Source organism: Capnocytophaga endodontalis, assembly GCF_002209445.1.
GTDB classification, from domain to species: Bacteria; Bacteroidota; Bacteroidia; order Flavobacteriales; family Flavobacteriaceae; genus Capnocytophaga; species Capnocytophaga periodontitidis.
Map to the genome: position 1 here is coordinate 1,676,424 of NZ_CP022022.1, position 15,678 is coordinate 1,692,101.

Consider the following 15,678-nt stretch of genomic DNA (forward strand, 5'->3'; position numbering starts at 1 on the left):
ACTGAGATTATTAGATGTCTTTATTGATAGTTACAAATATATCTCCTCCTAGCTTATTTATAATTAGCGTTATTGACAAAATCATTCCGTTGGTTTTTCTTTCAAAAACATAAGTAACACCATCTTCACCTTCATATTCTTCAGGAGAAGGAGATACATAACGTTGATAATCTTTAAGAGCTAAAGCAAAAAAAACTTTATCAATAGGAAGACAACGAAATAGTAATTTGTTAGAAGAGGTCTTGATAGCATAATAGTCATCTGATCTTGCTACTAAAAAACCTTCCTTTTGACTATAGTTATATTTAGACATAATGTTATAGACAAAATTTTCGTCAGTAAAAGCTAACATAATGTTGTTAAAAGTAGGGAGTACAATTAAACTTCCAGACCTATTCACAACATCTATTTCTTGAGAATGTATTTTTTGTGAAATTATTGCTGTAAAAGTCAGCAACAAAAATAATTTTAAAATATTCTTTTTCATTTGTTGTATATGAATTATTGATTATTTACTTACAATTTTAATGATTCTTTAAATCGATACCAAATAGGAGCATTTGAAGGTTCTTTACTATACATACAAGAAAAAGTAATGGTATAGAGTAAATTGCCTTTTACAACTTGATAGTTCTTATAATAGAATAGCCCATTATCTGTAATATAATCAAACCAAATAGCAGTAGCACCACTAAGTGTTGTTTTACCATATTTTAACACTTGAGGCGTGTTGAAATATTCATAAGCTCCTTCTTCCCAGTTTTTTACATAAGAAGGTAAATCATTTATAAGGTCTCCGATGGTATATTTCTTATTGTCAAACGATATTTGTTTCACAACAATAATGATAGAGTTTCCTTTCTCTTCACTACTTATTTTGAAATCTACATTGCTACCTACAATTTGTTGCGTTTTAAATCCTTTAGGAATTTCAACGGAATAACCATACCTTGAACTTTTCCATAAAGTTTGAGCATTAGTGGCTATAGAAAATAGCACTAAACTAACAAAAAATACCTTTCGTAACATTTTTAACTTGCTGATGATTAAAAAGATTAATTTTTCTTTTTCCAGATGACTCTAAAGCCAAGAAAGAGCACTCCAAAGAAAATTAAGGAGCCTATAAAACCAGCTCCGCCAGCTTGTCTAATGCCTGCAAGAATTACTGAGGCTACTACAAATAGTACAATAGATAATAAAATTTTTACACCTGTATTCATTATATAAAATTTAAAAGTTACTAAACATTGTCTAATAGATGCGTGCTAATACCTTTCATTTGGTAAAACTTTTTGGTAGCTATCAAAATAGCATTTTTAGCACGCCACGGAGCAAGATCTACTTTTTCAGCAATAAAAGAAAGTTCAATAGTAACCATTGATACATATTGAAACTGTAAGAAATTTTCCATTCCTTGTTTACTACCCTTCTCAGTAAAGTATTCTTGGTAGTTTTCATTAAGTCTCAAGAAAACAAAAGCTTCAATGTTAGGGTATGCACTATGCCATTTAATAATGTGATAAATAAAAAAGCCTACTACAGCAATAATGATAAATGTCCACATATCTTATTTTATTTAGTTACAAATTTTACTAAGATAAGAAGTGTTATCTTTACTCTTTAGAAGAAGTTGCACACAGCAAAGGAAAGCACTTTTGTGCTCCCTTTGCTACTAGGCTAACTCATTCTGTGTTGTGCTATTGAAGAATTTACCAGATTCCTGATAGCAGAATAAAGCTAACATTTTTAAACATAATAAAAAAAGTGTGAGTTTCACTATCTGCTATCAGAGGCTCTGGTATGCCATACAACACAGATAAGTCAGCTCACACCTATATAGGCTGAGCATTTACTTTCTTCTGTGTTGTAATAGAAATTTACCAGATTTCTGATAACAGAACAAAAGCTAATGCTTTTAATATGTCTAATTTTGGTGCATAGTTACGGCGATTTTTTATACTATGCAAATTTTTTAACATTTATTTTTTTACATTTAATTGTAACTCATTCATTTCCAAAATTATTAATTGTCATTATTATTTCTTTGAGTTCTCATAAATTGATCCCACCATTCCCTTTCTTTCTCGTCTCTTTCTTCAATTCTTGATTGAAAACTCTCTATCTCTTTAATTCTTTTTTCTTTACAGTCTTGTAAATCATCCTCTAATTCACTTTTTTCATCTATACAAGAACTTAATTCATTTTCTTTATCACTTAGAATACTTTCTAAGTTATTTAGTTCTTCTTTTAGATTTTCACTTTTTCTTACATAGAAAACTAATAAACCAAGAGAAATAACAAACCAAGAGGAAAAAATGATATAAATGATTTGTTGTCTGTTTATTTTCATTTGATTGTAATTTTTCTTAAAAAACTTTCTGGATTTCTGATAACATAACAAAAGCTAACGCTTATAATATGTCTAATTTTGGTGCATAGTTACGGCAAATTTTTATACTATGCAAATTTTTTAACATTCATTTTTTACAATGAAAGGGTAAGAAGTTGCAAATCAGGTAAGAGGTAAGAGATAAGAGATAAGAGATAAGAAAATGTGTTGTCTCATTAGCAAATTAGCAAATTGTGGAATTCATTGGCGGGGAGTAACTTTTCGCCAATACTGATGTATAGACTGTTGGGTGTGTTTTCTTGTAGATAGTGTTGTAGAAAGGTTTTTAGTATGTTTTGGACATCGTTGAAAGTATCGTAGTAATGATATAGGTAGATAGTTTTTACTTTAAAAGGGATTTGCGCTAACCATTCCTTAGTAAATACTCTCTTTATACGATTGTATTTGTAGAAACACACCCATTGATAACCGTTTTTATGGGAATATACTTGGGTGTAATTTACCGAACTTGTTATTTTGTGAGAAATATCTTTTAAATAATCGCTAATAGTTACTTTATCATCGGCAAAAAACAAGTGAATTTGCTCGGTAGCAATGGAAGGAGGGAGCTTATAATCGGGGGTTGATACTTTTTCTTTCCATTTGCGCAAGATTTTTAGTAGTAACTCGCGGTTCTTTTTGCTTTTTACAAAGGTGGGGAGCTTGGCTACCATTGTCATTCCCTCACGTTCGCGTAGGTCAGAGGCGATGTAATCTTCCATTACCTCTAAATGGCTCATATTTCTTGCCCAAAATAGGTTGCCGCGCACATTCTCTTGGAAAAAATAGGGCAACCCGAAAGTACTATCGCATTTCAGTCCGTTAGAGGGAGTGGGGTTGGGCTGTCGGTAGGATTCGTATTGGGGTTTTACAAGATATTCTTCGCTGCATTTGGGACATTTTACTTGCCAGAATTCATTGGTTTCTTTCAGTCCGCCTTGTCGTTGTTCAATTGGGGTGCCACAATTGGGGCAATTGAGTTTTACGATAGCTGCGAACAACTCTAATTCTTCAGCTTTCTTTTCAAAACCACAGTGCAGGCAATGTACTTGGCAATTGGTAACAACGGCGATTTTTTGGCACTCGGGACAGGTTACCCAAGTATCGTCTTTCCAAAGAATAATATGTTTTTCGGTATATCGTTTCATTAGAATATATCAAGAGTTCTCTCTTCCTCAAAGCCATCGGGGAGGGTGAAAACTACAGTGTAGCGCCCTTTGGGGAGATAGACTTTGCCATCGGTAGCGGTGGATAGGAATATCTTTTGGAGGCTTTTTTCATAAGCTAATTTGCCTTCGGGCGAGATGCTCAGGTCGTAAGGAATATAGTTAAACCCTTTATTGCTCTTGTAGTTGAAAGTTTGAAGTGTTACTCTGCCTTTCATTATTTTAATAGGCACTTCCACATTGTCGTTGGCAGCAAAAGCATAGAAATACACTTTAGGTTGTACGGGGTCATCCCATTCACTTGCAGCATTGCCCCAATTGGGTGAATAGGGGATTGTGATGGGAGTTTCTAACGGGAAAAAGGCTTGAGTTACAATAGCAGCACGGAGCTCTTGCATCATTTTCACTGAAGTGCGATAGATGCCACGTCCTAAAGTAGCGACGGTCATTTCACCATTTGAGTCATCGATATAAATATCATTCACACCTGTTTCGGGTAACCCTTGGCTGAAAGGTTGCCAGCTTTCGCCTAAATTGAAGGTGATATACAAACCGTTATCGGTTCCGGCATAGAGAATTTGTTCGTTTTTAGGGTCTTCTTTGAGAACGTTCACTTTGGCATCGGGGAGGTTAGAGTGAATGTCTGTCCAGCTTTTTCCGTTGTCGTTACTCATAAAAATAATGGGGTCGCCTTGAGTTTCGTCGGTGCTGATGAGGGTCGCCAATACGCGGTTGCGTTGGTGCTTAGAGGCGATAAGGTTGTTCACTTTTAGGGCACGAGGGAAGGCGTTGTATATCTGTTTCCACGATACGCCCCCATTATCGGTGGTGTAAATCATACCGTCATCACTACCTGTGTAAAGCAAGCCAAACATAAAAGGCGATTCGGCAATAGCCGAAATTGTGCCATAAGCCTTGTTACCCTGCTTGTTACCATTAGTTACATCGTCGGAAATAGTACGCCAATTGCGACCTTTGTCCATTGAGATATGTAGCTTGTTGCTCCCGATGTAGATGATATCTTTATTTTGAGGAGATATGAGCAGCGGTGCTTTTTCACCGAAGCGCAAAGGAGCTTTATTTTCGCCATAGTAAGCACTTCCGAGAGGGAAAAGTTGGTCTCTATCGGGGAAGAAAGTGAAGAATTTGCCATAAGGTTCAGCGGCATAGCTGTCGTTGCCAAACGAAAGGGAATGTATGTTTTTTTTGAAAGTATTCCAATGGCTGTTGTTCTGAGCCAATACAGCTTGATCACTCACATAATAAGGCGTTTTGCTCGCTTGGTCGTAACACAACTGATTGAAGGCTATAGCTTGAGGTACGTTTTTAGTAGCAAAACTTTTACCATTGTCGTAAGAGAGTTGTAGTCCGTTAGGGGTAGTACAGAACAAAGTGCCTTGTTGTAAGTAGAGTTGTTCATAACTATTTTGTAAAGAGAGCGGCTGTTTGCTTCTCCACGTTTTGCCACCGTCGCCAGATTCGAGCAGAGGATACCCCCCTATAAACAAGTGGTTTTTATTGGTAAGGTTTACGGCAATGCCTCCGAATTGTTCTCCATTTTGATAGTACATATCGTTGAGAGGTTGGCTGTTAGCTTTTTGCCAAGAGTTACCGCCGTCGTTAGTTACATACACTTCAGCACCTATAATCTCTTGAGTGCTTACGCCTAAATAACTGAAAAGTTTTGCAGGCGAAGTAACCTCGGCGGCTATCATATCCTTGAGGTTTTGTGCAGTATATTTCTTATCTTGACCGATATTGTGCAGGAAGATGTTCAATCGGTTGTTGTCTAAAGCAAGAAAATCGGCTTTGCTCATCGCATCGAAATCCTGAGCGGTAAGGTGGATACGCGCTGTTTTTTGCAGACTGTTATTGTTCTCTTTTTTCTTAGGATTGCGGTTATCAACCACGGCATAATAAATTTGCGAATTGAAACAAGTAACCCCTATTTTGCCGATGTTATTTCCTTTGATAAATCCGTTGTTTGCAGTGATTTTTGTCCACGAATTTCCACCATCAACACTCTTGTAAACAGCGCTATAGCTGCCATAAGGGAGGTCGTCCCACTGACTGTTGTTCACATCCCAAGCAACGGCTAAAAGCACACTGCCATCGGGGGAGGGGCTGATTTGGCTGATACCAGCACGAGTGCTCACAAATAGCTTTTGTTGCCAAGTTTTACCACCGTCGGTGGTTTTGAAGATACCGCGTTTTTCGTCGGCTTTGTAGGGGTTGCCTAATATTCCGGCGATAATTTCTTGAGGGTTGATAGGATTGATGTACAAACTGCTGATGTGCTGTGTGTTAGCCAATCCGCTGAATTTGGTTGTTTTTCCTTTATCAGCAGAGATGAAGATGCCGTAGGGGGTAGCAAGTGCTAAAGTGCCTGAAGTCCAGTCCATAGCGATAGCGCTGATAGATTGGGTAGGTAGGGTAGGGCAGAGAGGGGTATAGGTCTCGCCGCCATTTTGGGTGAGCCAGATGCCTCCGCTTTCAGGAGCGACGAGAAACTCGTTACTGTTTTTAGGGTTTACATTCAGCGCACTGATACGGTTGCCTATTTCTTTTACGATTACCTGTTCAAAAGGCGTTTCACGCACCCACGAACGCGCTTTGAGTTCTTCTTTTTGGCGTAAAGGCAGAGGGAGTAACTCTTGAGCGGTAAGGGTTACACTGCTTATTAATAAGGATATAGTACAAAAGACATTGTTTTTCATAGTAATGAATATACTTTATTGATTTGAAGTAATAGGGAATGCAATATATTCTTTTATCAATTCGTTATAATGATTGTAACACTCATATACAAAGGCAGTTATTTGAGGTTTGAGTTCTTCAAAGCGCCCTTCAGCTATCAGCATCGTATTGTATATGTTCATCTGTTATAGGAATTTTTCGATATGTTTTTATGTTTTGTATAAATTCTTGAAGCATTTTATCTTTTTAGCCATCTTCTTTTTCTATTTTTCAACTGCAAAAGTACAATAAATTATTGAATTACAATAGCTGAATGCCGTTTTCTTCGCAAAGTTGCAGCATATCGTCTGTCCAGATAGAGGCTTGAACTTCGCCTATATGCGCTTTTTGCATCAGTAGCATACAAATACGCGACTGACCGATACCCCCACCGATGGTGAGCGGGAGTTCACCTTTGAGCAACATTTGGTGATAGTCTAAGGTTTTGCGGTGTTCGGCATTAGCGAGTTGCAATTGGTGTGCTAATGATTTTTCGTCTACTCGTATACCCATAGACGAGAGTTCTAACGCGCTGTTTAACAAGGGATTCCAGATGATAAGGTCGCCGTTGAGTTCCCAATCGTCATAGTCGGGGGCACGGTTGTCGTGTTTTTTACCTGAGCGCAAGGTTTTACCTATCTGAGTGATAAAAATAGCCCCTTTTTCTTTGGCAAATACTTCTTCGCGTTTTTGAGGCGATAGAGTAGGGTAGCGGTCTTCTAACTCCTGCGAACTGATGAAGGTTATTTCTTTGGGCAAAAAAGCCTTACATTTAGGGTAGTGAGCAACGAGAGCAGCTTCAGTTTCTAAAAATGCGTTATAAAGCTGGTTGACTGTTTGTTGTAAGTATTCCAAGGAACGGTCGGAAGGAGCGATAACTTTTTCCCAATCCCATTGGTCAACGTAAATAGAATGGGTATTATCTAAAGTTTCATCGCGACGGATGGCGTTCATATCGGTATAGATGCCTTCGTGTAGTGCGATGCCATAGCGTTTCAGTGCCAAGCGTTTCCATTTGGCAAGAGAGTGAATGATTTCGATAGTTTGACCTTCGCCGTCTTTCATTTCGAAACTCACGGGTCGTTCTACTCCGTTGAGGTCGTCGTTGAGACCTGTATTGCGTTTCACGAATAGAGGGGCGGAGATACGAGTGAGGTGTAAGGCTTCAGCTAAAGCTTTTTCGAAAGTATCTTTGATGAGCTTGATCGCGCGCTCAGTGTCCATAATGCCATAAGGCGATGAGTAGTTTTTAGGAATGATAATCATAATGAGTTGATTTTCTGATTTGGTGAATTGGTGGTGAAGAAATGCACAAAATTTGTACCAATATTAATGATTAAGAGCAGGCGTTTTGTTCGATACGTGTTCGATGTGTGTTCGATGTGTGTTCGAATAGAGGAAAGGTTTTATTATTTTGGTATTAGTATAGGGGTCTGCCATTTTGTCATTTTTTAGTACTTTGGTACTCTTTTCGCTATTACGCTAACACTAAAAAATTAAATAAAAATGAAAGGAAATATAAACGTCTCTGTGGAAAACATCTTTCCACTTATTAAAAAATTCTTGTACAGCGATCACGAGATATTCTTACGCGAACTCATCTCCAACGCTACCGATGCCACCCTTAAACTGAAACACCTCACTACCATAGGCGAGGCAAAAGTGGAATATGGTAACCCTATCATCGAAGTGAAGGTCGATAAGGACAATAAAACCCTCCATATAATCGACCAAGGTATCGGTATGACCGCTGAAGAGGTCGAAAAGTACATCAACCAAATTGCCTTTTCAGGAGCTGAGGAGTTTTTGGAGAAATATAAAGATACAGCCAAAGACGCTGGAGTGATAGGTCATTTTGGATTGGGCTTCTACTCTGCTTTTATGGTAGCCAAACAAGTGGAAATCATCACCAAATCCTATACTGATGCTCCAGCCGTGCGCTGGGTATGCGACGGTAGTCCTGAATTTACCTTAGAGGAAACCGACCTGCGCACCGAACGTGGTACTGAAATTATCTTGCACATCGCCGATGACTCTACTGAGTTTCTGGAAGACTTTCGTATTGAAGAGTTGTTGCGCAAGTACAACCGCTTTATGCCTATCCCAATTAAATTTGGTACGAAACAAGAGCCGTTACCTCGTCCTGAAAATGCCCCTGACGACTATAAAACGGAATATGTAACGGTTGATAATATTGTAAATAACCCTAATCCTGCTTGGACGAAACAGCCAGCCGATTTAAAAGATGAGGATTATAAGGCGTTCTATCACGAACTCTACCCAATGCAGTTCGATGAACCTCTTTTCTACATTCATCTGAACGTAGATTATCCGTTCCACCTTACCGGTATTCTCTATTTCCCTAAGCTTACTAACGATATGCAGTTACAGAAAGACCGCATACAGTTGTATCAAAACCAAGTATTTGTTACCGATAACGTCGAAGGTATAGTGCCCGAGTTCTTAACAATGCTCAAAGGGGTGATAGATTCGCCAGATATTCCGCTAAACGTATCGCGTTCTTACCTCCAATCCGATGGTAATGTAAAGAAGATTGCCAATTACATCACTCGTAAGGTAGCTGATAAGCTGAAATCACTCTTTACTAATAATCGCGACGACTTCCAAAACAAGTGGAACGACATTAAGATAGTGCTCGAATATGGTATGCTTACCGATGATAAATTCTACGAAAAAGCAGCCGATTTTATGTTGTACCCCACTACCGATGGCAAGTATTACACTTTGGCAGAACTAAAAGAAGCAATAAAAGCTGAACAAACCGACAAAAATGGTACTTTGGTAGTGTTATATGCTCAAAATAAAGAACAACAATATACAGCTATTGAGCAAGCCAAAGAAAAAGGCTACGAAGTGTTGTTGTTGGATAGCCCTATTGTATCGCACTTGATACAGAAGTTAGAGGGTGATAATGAGAAACTTACTTTCACCCGTGTAGATGCTGCTCCTGTAGCTAAGCTGATACAAAAAGAAGAACCTATTATTGCCAAACTTTCTGACGAAGAGAAAAACACGCTGAAAGCTGAAATCGAAAAGGTAATTCCCAAAGAAGGCTATATGGTGCAGTTAGAAGACTTAGACAGCGATGATACGCCATTCGTTATCAATCAACCCGAGTTTATGCGCCGTATGAAGGAAATGAGTGCTACCGGAGGAGGTGGTATGTTCGCTATGGGAGGCTTCCCCGAAGTGTATCACGTAGTGGTAAATAGCAATTCTCCTTTAGCCGATGCTATCCTCCACTCTAAAGATGAAGTTCAAAAAGAAAGTCTTATCAAGCAAGCCTTCGATTTAGCACGACTCTCACAAGGTCTCCTCAAAGGTAAAGAGCTTGCCGACTTTGTAAAAAGAAATTGGGAAATTAACAAATTAGCAAATTAGTAAATGAACACCATACACTTTGCCAAAGGTTTTAGTAGCTTGTCGTGCTACGACCTTTGGCAAAGTTGAATATAATGATAATCAGGTATTTTTACAATATATTTTGTAGAAACGTTTTGTAAAATTCCTTACAATTTTTTTAGACAATCTTTTAATTATTCTGATAACTTATATTGATATGTTTAAGATTATAATGTTTGTGCGCAAGAAACAGCATCTTAGCACAGAAGAATTTATAAAACTATGGGAAGCACATTCTCAAAAAGTAATAAACTATAAAGAAGCCCTGCTGATAAAGGATTATACTAAAACATTTCCTTTTCAACCTACTGATGAAAAATCGTCTACACAGCGAGAAACCCTCCCTTTTACCTTTGATGCTATGGGTGAATTGTGGTATGAAAGTAAAGACGATTTTCTCAGAGCCCGAAACACTCCTGAGGGGCAAAAAGCCTTAGCCGACCTCCGTGCCGATGAACTCAAATTTGTAGATATGGCAAACTCCGTAATGTGGCTCGGTACTGAGGAAAGAATATTTGATAAATTGCCTTTTGAAGTTAAAAGTTGGACAGTTCTCGATGAGTATTTCTATTTGTCAGATTATGCAGGAAATAGTGTAGCAGACTTTGATAAGTTAATAGCTTTGTTTTCTGAAGATATTACAATGTTAAGTGCTGATGGCTCACAAATGAAAGGGAAAACTGCAGTAATCTCCTTTTTTAAACAATTTTTTGAAAGAAATAAAACTACAAAACACCTTTGGGAAACCATTAAAGTTGCTGAAAATACTCTTGAGACTCATTGGGCTGTCTCAGGGAAACGAAAAGATGGTACTTTCTTTGCCTTTAAAGGTAAAGATACAGCAAAACTAAATTCAGAAGGTAAAATCAATTATTTAAAAGTAGAGTTTTTATAATAAAAATCATCATACGCTGGCGCGAGCTTGTAGCTCGTGCCTCTTTTTTTGTAGTTTCTAAGAAAAACTTTATTTTTGCAGAGAATATACGATAAACTATTATGAAGAAGCCTTTACTTCTATATTCCTTTTTCTTATTCAGTTATCCTCTTTTTTCTCAGTCAATAAAAGGGAAAGTTACTGATATGTACCAGCTCCCTATTGAATTTGCTGAAGTGATACTATATGAGAATAATAAACCTTTTTTAAGTGAATTATCGGGAAATAAAGGTGATTTTACATTGTCTGTAAATAAGAAAGGGAACTTTACCCTTGTGATAAGATATTTAGGTGAGATACTATACCAAAAAACAATAGTACTTAATGAAAATATAGACTTAGGGGTGTTGAAGGTTGATAATGCACATCAGTTATCAGAAGTAATCCTTACAGCAAAGAAACAACTAATTGAAAAGAAGTCGGATAGGTTGGTGTATAATGTACAGAATAGTTTACTTTCTACAGGGGTCAGTAGTGATGAATTGCTTAAAAACATTCCTCGAATCGACCCCACCAGCGACGGACTAAAAATTATCGGGAAAAGCAATGTATTAGTAATGTTAGACGATAGACCGCTCAATATTTCGGGTGATGATTTAAAGAACTACTTAAAAACATTAAGGTCTGAGAATATCGACAAAATAGAGATTATTACTAACCCATCAGCAAAGTACGATGCGGCAGGAAATACAGGTCTTATTAATATTAAGCTAAAGAAAAAACTAAATACAGGTTTTGATGCCAATATCTCTTCAACTTCTATACTCAGAACCAAAGCAAGCGTAAATAACACTTTAACACTCAATTATTCCAACGAGAAGCTAATTCTCAATTACAATTTGTTTTATGGTGATGAAAATAGGAATTTTGAGAATAAAAACAAACTACTTTTCACCGATGAGCAAAGAGAGTCCGTTGAAAATACTGAGAGAATAGACAAAGGATTAAGTCATCAGCTCAATGCCGACTATCAGTTAGTAAAAGCTATTAATTTGGGTTTCTACCTCAATTACAGCAACTGGGATAATAATGCTTACGGGCATTCTGAGGTTAAATTCTACAATAATGTCCAAAGTGTATTAAAAACTCAACAATTGCCTACTAATACTTTGGGTAATAATAAAGGTCTCTCATTTTCTCCTTACTTAGATATCAAATTAGATACTTTGGGTAGCCAATTAAAGTTTTATTTCAATCATAATAGAAATACTAATAATTCTACCTCTGTATTCAGAGCTAATAATTACAGAGGAGATGGACAAATATTAGAAAGTTCTTTTGAAAATAAGAATAATATAGACTATACTTTCAAAATCAATGCTTTTGGTACCGACTTAGAAACAACTTTTTTGAATACAAAAATTGAAATAGGTGGTAAAGGTACTTATTTCAGTAATGATAACGGAGTGAAATTCTACAATAAAATAGGCGGATTAGATGTTTTTGTTACCTCAAAATCCAATGATTTTCTTTACAAAGAACGCTTATGGGCAATGTATTTGAATCTCTCTCGCAATCTTACTGAAAAACTCTTTTTAAGTGCTGGTATAAGATATGAGCATACCCAAACAGAAGAAACATTAATAACCCAAAATATTACCAATGAAAAACGTTATTACAATTGGTTTCCTACCGTATCTCTTTCTTATGAGCCAAATAATAATCATTCTTATGCTCTCTCTTTCAACCAACGAATTGCAAGACCAAGTTTATATGATTTGAATCCTTTTAGGAATTACAAAGACGCCAATAATTACGAAATAGGCAATCCAGATTTATTGCCTAATATTACCACCAATATAGAGTTTGGTTATGTGTATAAAGGAAACCTATCGTTTTCTCTATATGGTTCTAAAATAGCTGATAATTGGGCTTTTGTAGTTTCTACTGAAAATAATAACAATGTAGTAGTAACACAACCAAAGAATGTATTAACTACTTATAGTGTAGGTTCTGAGTTGGCTTATAATTGGGAGATTTCTAATTGTATATCTAACTATAGTAGTGCTAATGTATCCTATCAACAATCTAAATCGGCAGAGGAAAGTTTGCCTGATAAGAATTTAAGAGGAATACACGGCACTTTGTTATCAAATTTCACCATAACCTTGAATGAGAATAAAACTAATAAACTGTTTTTGAATATGCTGTACAACACCAAAGGAGTTGAAGAAATGTATGTCTCTAAGAACACTTTCCTAATGCGGTTAGGAGCTTCTCTATCGTTCTTACAACAGAAATTGAATCTGAATGTCTACTTAACCGACCCTTTTAACACAACAATAGCAAGGAATAGCGTCGATTATAGCACTTATAAATTTAGAAATAGAATTTTCAACGATAATCGCAGTGTACATTTTTCTGTAATCTATAAGTTTGGTAATAATCAATCTAAAACAAATGAAATACAAGTAGATAATTCAGAAAAAGATAGATTAATAAAAGAATAAATTTGTGTAGTTAGGAGAAAACTCTCTATATTTGCACATTAATTAATTGAGAATCGACAAATTAAATTAAGATGTTACAAGAACTAAAATCTCGTAGTGGTAATTGTTGTGAGCTCTGTGGAGCGACTGAAAGCCTAAGTGTATATACAGTGCCTCCTGCTAGAAACGAAAGTACAGATGATAGCCTTTTAGTATGTGCTACTTGCCTTAGTCAAATACAAAATCCCGAAACGATGGATAGTAACCATTGGCGTTGCCTCAACGATAGTATGTGGAGCGAACACCGCCCTGTAAAGATAATGGCGTGGCGTCTCCTCAACCGACTCAAAAACGAAGGCTGGTCGCTCGACCTTCTAAATATGATGTATTTAGATGAGGAAGAATTGGCTTTTGCCCAAGCTTCCGACGACCATTTGGAAGAGAGCGAAAAGGTAATTCACAAAGATAGCAATGGGGCAGTACTCGCTAATGGTGATAACGTTGTACTTATCAAAGACCTGAAAGTAAAAGGTACAAGTATGACAGCTAAACAAGGTACTGTTGTGCGCAAAATCACTCTCGATCCCGAAAACGCTGAATATATAGAAGGTAAAGTTGATGGACAACAAATCGTTATCCTCACTCAATACGTGAAAAAAGCCTAATAATTTTATATCACACACTTAGCCAAAATCTCTAATGTTTATATGACTTATATCTTTGACTAAGCTGATTACACCAGAATGTGTCTATTTGTTAATGAGAAATTTAATAAATAGACATATTTTTTATTTGGTAGTTTAAAAATAAAATTATACCTTTGCAGAGAAATTACTAAATATTTTTTGTAAATAACTTTGAATTGATAAATCTATATATTGGAAAATTAATATATTAATTTCTTATGAAACAACTATTTACCATTATTGCATTATGCTTCCTTAGCTTTGGCTATGCCCAAAAGGGAATGACTTTTACTCAAGCACAAATGCCTTTGGCTACTGATAAAGATAATCCTGTTACCTCATTTGTACTGCCTGTAAAGCAAGGAACAGAGGTAAAAGAACTCTCTTTGCAGTTTAAAAGTAAAAAGCTTAATCTATCTGAACTCTCTGTTTATGTAGGTGCTAACGCTAAAAGAGAACAAGCAACACTTTTTGCTAAAACTTCAAATCTCAGTTGTAACACCAAACTACAAGGAAATTTTAAATCTACTAATGATAGCCTTTTTGTTTGGGTTTCTGCCCGCACTACTCAAAAACCAGACCTCTTACAAAAACTCTACTTATCAAAGATAAAACTCACCACTAATGAGGCTATATTCACGCTCAACAATGCTAAAAAAGAAGGACAACGTTTTGCTATTGCTCTTCGTCAGCGTAAGCAAGACGGCATAGAATGCTACCGTATACCAGGGCTTGTAACCACTAATAAAGGTACGCTGATAGCCGTTTACGACAATCGTTACAACAACTGCAAGGATTTGCAAGAAGATATCGATGTAGGAATGAGTCGTAGTACTGATGGCGGACAAACGTGGGAGCCAATGAAAAAAGTGATTGATATGGGTGAATGGGGAGGAAAACCTAACCGCCTTAATGGGGTGGGAGATCCCGCAGTTTTGGTAGATGAGCAAACCAACACTATTTGGGTGATGGGCTTGTGGCAGCACGGCTTAGATCCTCAAACAATGAGTTGGTGGGGCTCTAAAAGTGGAATGACTCCTGAGGAAACAGGACAAATAGTAGTAGTGAAAAGTGAAGACGATGGCAAAACGTGGAGTGAACCTATTAATATCACCTCTCAAATCAAAAATCCTGAATGGAGGCTATTTTTCCAAGGACCTGGCAGAGGTATCTCGATGAGTAATGGTACCTTGGTGTTTGCAGGTCAGTTTAAAGATAAAGACCAAGTGCCTCATTCTACTATTATTTACAGTAAAGACCACGGCAAGACGTGGCACGTAGGTACAGGAGCTAAAACACACACTACTGAGGCGCAAGTGGTAGAACTTTCCGATGGTACACTAATGCTCAATATGCGCGACGACCGCAATCGCACCAACTATAAGCTCTCTGATAACTATCACGGTCGTTCCGTAGCCGTTACTGCCGATATGGGCAAAACGTGGATAGAGCACAACACCTCTCGCACTGCCCTCACCGAACCTAATTGTATGGCAAGTATCATTTCTTATAAAGACAAAAAGGGAAAACAGTATTTATTCTTCTCTAATCCTAATGATGCAAAGAATAGAGTAAATATGACTATCAAAACAAGTAACGACGAAGGTAATACTTGGGATAAACTACCTTCAATATTGTTGTATGAACAAGCAGCTATGGGCTATTCTTGTCTTACGGTAATAGATAATAAATACATAGGTATTCTTTACGAAGGTGACGGTGATTTGCTCTTCCAGAAAATACCTATCAAAGAATTTATAAAATAATAAGGATTAATACAGGTCGTCTTGATATTCTTGTGATCAATCAATAAATTATTTGTTACAATATTTGCTAGCAATTCATAGTATTCTTGCAACTATTGAATTGGTAGCTTTACATATTATAACACGTCTTCTTTGAAAATGCACCTATT

The 15,678-nt window shown here is 36.8% G+C and carries 14 protein-coding genes; 5 read left to right on the forward strand and 9 right to left on the reverse strand.

Annotation, left to right across the window (positions count from 1 at the left end; translation table 11 throughout):
- Positions 1-10: 10 nt before the first annotated feature.
- From CBG49_RS07505 to asnA, 9 genes are all read right to left on the reverse strand, one after another.
- Positions 11-487 (reverse strand): hypothetical protein, encoded by a 477-nt coding sequence (locus CBG49_RS07505; RefSeq protein ID WP_088594007.1) that lies wholly within the window; start codon positions 485-487, stop codon positions 11-13.
- A gap of 29 nt (positions 488-516) precedes the next feature.
- Positions 517-1,029 (reverse strand): hypothetical protein, encoded by a 513-nt coding sequence (locus CBG49_RS07510; RefSeq protein ID WP_088594008.1) that lies wholly within the window; start codon positions 1,027-1,029, stop codon positions 517-519.
- A gap of 26 nt (positions 1,030-1,055) precedes the next feature.
- The gene (locus CBG49_RS15780; protein ID WP_157668378.1) at positions 1,056-1,220 is read right to left on the reverse strand and encodes a hypothetical protein; all 165 of its coding nucleotides are present in this window, start codon (positions 1,218-1,220) and stop codon (positions 1,056-1,058) included.
- 20 nt (positions 1,221-1,240) lie between these two features.
- Positions 1,241-1,564, reverse strand: a complete 324-nt coding sequence (locus tag CBG49_RS07515; protein ID WP_088594009.1) for a hypothetical protein — start codon at positions 1,562-1,564, stop codon at positions 1,241-1,243.
- Between the two features lie 459 nt (positions 1,565-2,023).
- Positions 2,024-2,350, reverse strand: a complete 327-nt coding sequence (locus CBG49_RS07520; RefSeq protein ID WP_088594010.1) for a hypothetical protein — start codon at positions 2,348-2,350, stop codon at positions 2,024-2,026.
- Positions 2,351-2,565: 215 nt separating this feature from the next.
- Positions 2,566-3,537 carry a TFIIB-type zinc ribbon-containing protein gene (locus CBG49_RS07525; RefSeq protein ID WP_193433083.1) on the reverse strand — a complete coding sequence of 324 codons (972 nt, stop codon included), beginning with the start codon at positions 3,535-3,537 and terminating at the stop codon, positions 2,566-2,568.
- Complete coding sequence (locus CBG49_RS07530; protein WP_088594012.1) at positions 3,537-6,272, reverse strand: WD40/YVTN/BNR-like repeat-containing protein; 2,736 nt, start codon at positions 6,270-6,272, stop codon at positions 3,537-3,539. Before CBG49_RS07530 ends, CBG49_RS07525 begins: the two co-directional genes overlap by 1 nt.
- A gap of 15 nt (positions 6,273-6,287) precedes the next feature.
- Positions 6,288-6,434, reverse strand: a complete 147-nt coding sequence (locus tag CBG49_RS15785) for a hypothetical protein (protein WP_157668379.1) — start codon at positions 6,432-6,434, stop codon at positions 6,288-6,290.
- Positions 6,435-6,552: 118 nt separating this feature from the next.
- On the reverse strand, positions 6,553-7,560 hold the full coding sequence (gene asnA, locus CBG49_RS07535) for an aspartate--ammonia ligase (RefSeq protein ID WP_269466912.1): 1,008 nt from the start codon (positions 7,558-7,560) through the stop codon (positions 6,553-6,555).
- Positions 7,561-7,797: 237 nt separating this feature from the next.
- Between asnA and htpG the strand changes: the two genes are divergently transcribed.
- The 5 genes from htpG to CBG49_RS07560 all read left to right on the forward strand — a co-directional run bounded on the left by htpG (position 7,798) and on the right by CBG49_RS07560 (position 15,529).
- The gene (htpG, locus tag CBG49_RS07540) at positions 7,798-9,693 is read left to right on the forward strand and encodes a molecular chaperone HtpG (protein ID WP_088594014.1); all 1,896 of its coding nucleotides are present in this window, start codon (positions 7,798-7,800) and stop codon (positions 9,691-9,693) included.
- A 178-nt stretch (positions 9,694-9,871) separates the two neighbouring features.
- Positions 9,872-10,609 carry an EthD domain-containing protein gene (locus tag CBG49_RS07545; RefSeq protein ID WP_088594015.1) on the forward strand — a complete coding sequence of 246 codons (738 nt, stop codon included), beginning with the start codon at positions 9,872-9,874 and terminating at the stop codon, positions 10,607-10,609.
- A gap of 101 nt (positions 10,610-10,710) precedes the next feature.
- Positions 10,711-13,098, forward strand: coding sequence for a TonB-dependent receptor (locus tag CBG49_RS07550; RefSeq protein ID WP_088594016.1), 2,388 nt, complete (start codon positions 10,711-10,713; stop codon positions 13,096-13,098).
- A 71-nt stretch (positions 13,099-13,169) separates the two neighbouring features.
- On the forward strand, positions 13,170-13,742 hold the full coding sequence (locus tag CBG49_RS07555) for a PhnA domain-containing protein (protein WP_088594017.1): 573 nt from the start codon (positions 13,170-13,172) through the stop codon (positions 13,740-13,742).
- Positions 13,743-13,981: 239 nt separating this feature from the next.
- On the forward strand, positions 13,982-15,529 hold the full coding sequence (locus CBG49_RS07560) for a sialidase family protein (RefSeq protein WP_088594018.1): 1,548 nt from the start codon (positions 13,982-13,984) through the stop codon (positions 15,527-15,529).
- Positions 15,530-15,678 lie beyond the last annotated feature (149 nt).

Bases quoted from the DNA above. Each gene is read 5' to 3' on its own strand.
- CBG49_RS07525 (WP_193433083.1), bottom strand. From the start codon at position 3,537: ATGAAACGATATACCGAAAAACATATTATTCTTTGGAAAGACGATACT.
- CBG49_RS07505 (WP_088594007.1), bottom strand. From the start codon at position 487: ATGAAAAAGAATATTTTAAAATTATTTTTGTTGCTGACTTTTACAGCA.
- CBG49_RS15785 (WP_157668379.1), bottom strand. From the start codon at position 6,434: ATGAACATATACAATACGATGCTGATAGCTGAAGGGCGCTTTGAAGAA.
- CBG49_RS07530 (WP_088594012.1), bottom strand. From the start codon at position 6,272: ATGAAAAACAATGTCTTTTGTACTATATCCTTATTAATAAGCAGTGTA.
- CBG49_RS07515 (WP_088594009.1), bottom strand. From the start codon at position 1,564: ATGTGGACATTTATCATTATTGCTGTAGTAGGCTTTTTTATTTATCAC.
- CBG49_RS15780 (WP_157668378.1), bottom strand. From the start codon at position 1,220: ATGAATACAGGTGTAAAAATTTTATTATCTATTGTACTATTTGTAGTA.
- CBG49_RS07560 (WP_088594018.1), top strand. From the start codon at position 13,982: ATGAAACAACTATTTACCATTATTGCATTATGCTTCCTTAGCTTTGGC.
- CBG49_RS07510 (WP_088594008.1), bottom strand. From the start codon at position 1,029: ATGTTACGAAAGGTATTTTTTGTTAGTTTAGTGCTATTTTCTATAGCC.
- CBG49_RS07555 (WP_088594017.1), top strand. From the start codon at position 13,170: ATGTTACAAGAACTAAAATCTCGTAGTGGTAATTGTTGTGAGCTCTGT.
- CBG49_RS07520 (WP_088594010.1), bottom strand. From the start codon at position 2,350: ATGAAAATAAACAGACAACAAATCATTTATATCATTTTTTCCTCTTGG.
- CBG49_RS07550 (WP_088594016.1), top strand. From the start codon at position 10,711: ATGAAGAAGCCTTTACTTCTATATTCCTTTTTCTTATTCAGTTATCCT.
- CBG49_RS07545 (WP_088594015.1), top strand. From the start codon at position 9,872: ATGTTTAAGATTATAATGTTTGTGCGCAAGAAACAGCATCTTAGCACA.
- htpG (WP_088594014.1), top strand. From the start codon at position 7,798: ATGAAAGGAAATATAAACGTCTCTGTGGAAAACATCTTTCCACTTATT.